This window comes from Streptomyces sp. NPDC002130 (genome assembly GCF_040296465.1).
Classification (GTDB): Bacteria; Actinomycetota; Actinomycetes; order Streptomycetales; family Streptomycetaceae; genus Streptomyces.
Genome location: NZ_JBEOXI010000800.1, coordinates 1 through 1,488 on the forward strand (window position 1 = coordinate 1; position 1,488 = coordinate 1,488).

Consider the following 1,488-nt stretch of genomic DNA (forward strand, 5'->3'; position numbering starts at 1 on the left):
GACGACGGCCCGGATCACTCTACCCAACGACGACTGCTACAGTCCGACCGAAAGAGCGAACACTCCAGCGATCGCCAACACCAGAATGAAGATGCGGGTTTTCGGCACCACGGCGCCGAAAATATCGACCCCGCCCGAAAGCCAGCTCGGCGCCGAAACATTGACTGCCGGCGCGCCGAAGATGTCACGCGCCAACTGCTGAAGGATCAATCCGACGCCGAATGTCACCAACAGGGTGTCGAGGGGTCGGTGGTACATCCGCGATACCAGGACCACTTCGAGCACAACACCCATCAGTCCGCCGACGACGAAACCGACGAGCAGAGAAATGATCAACGATCCCGTTGCATTCGAGATCACCTGCTGCACTACGTATGCGGTGTACGAGCCGGCCATGATGAACTCGCCGTGTGCCATGTTGATGACACCCATCTGCCCGAACGTGAGAGACAACCCCAACGCTGCCAACAGGAGAATCGATCCGATACTCAAACCCGTGAACAACTGCCCGATCACAACATCCATGACAGACGCTCCACCTCTCTACTCGCCGATTCCGTCAATTCCGCCTTTTGTCGATCAGCTACCGAGCCCCTCAGCCCAGGGGTAGTTCTTCAGGTACGGATCCGGCTCGATCGGCTGTCCCGAATCCCAGACCGTGTAGATCAGTCCGTCGGAACGGATTTCGCCGATCCGGGCAGTCTTGGTGATGTGGTGGTTGTCGCCGTCGATGGTGACGAGTCCTTCGGGCGCTTGGAAGGTCACACCGTCGGCGTTGTCCTGAATATCCTTGACCGCAAACGAGTTGGCCTTCTCGACGGTGTTCTTCCAGAGGTAGACGGAGGTGTATGCCGCTTCCATCGGATCGGACGTGGGCTTGTCCTGGCCGAACTTTGCCTTGTACGCCGCGACGAACTTCTTGTTCTCGGGGGAGTCGATGGTCTGGTAGTAGTTCCACGCCGTCAGCTGGCCTTCGACGTTCTGGACTCCGATACCACCGACCTCTTCCTCCGCAATAGAGACGGAGACGACGGGCATGTCGGCGGGCTTCAGGCCGACATTCGAGTATTCACGGAAGAATGCGACGTTGGAATCGCCGTTGAGTGTGTTGAACACGGCATCGGCGTCGGCTGTGCGGACCTTGTTCACGATGGTGGAGAAGTCGGTCGAACCCAGAGGCGTGTAATCCTCGCCCTTGATCTCGATGCCGTTCGCTGCCGCGTACGCCTTGATGATGCGGTTGGCGGTCTGCGGGAACACGTAGTCGCTGCCGACCAGATACAGCGACTTGACACCCTTCTCCTTCAGGTAATCCAGAGCCGGGATGATCTGCTGGTTGGTCGTTGCACCCGTGTAGAAGATGTTCTTCGAATCTTCCAGTCCCTCGTACTGGACCGGGTAGTAGAGCAACCCTCAAGGCCGGCAACCGCACCGCCCTGCCCGCCTTCACCTCCACGGACTCCCTCGCCCGCTGGGACCCGCAGGCCC

The 1,488-nt window shown here is 59.2% G+C and carries 1 protein-coding gene and 1 pseudogene; both read right to left on the bottom strand.

The window, feature by feature from the left end; genetic code table 11:
• Positions 1-36: 36 nt before the first annotated feature.
• Complete coding sequence (locus ABT116_RS45655) at positions 37-525, bottom strand: ABC transporter permease subunit (RefSeq protein ID WP_351647038.1); 489 nt, start codon at positions 523-525, stop codon at positions 37-39.
• A 54-nt stretch (positions 526-579) separates the two neighbouring features.
• A pseudogene (locus ABT116_RS45660) lies at positions 580-1,410 on the bottom strand (transporter substrate-binding protein); the annotation flags it as partial.
• Between the last annotated feature and the right edge of the window lie 78 nt (positions 1,411-1,488).

Bases quoted from the DNA above. Each gene is read 5' to 3' on its own strand.
- ABT116_RS45655 (WP_351647038.1), bottom strand. From the start codon at position 525: ATGGATGTTGTGATCGGGCAGTTGTTCACGGGTTTGAGTATCGGATCG.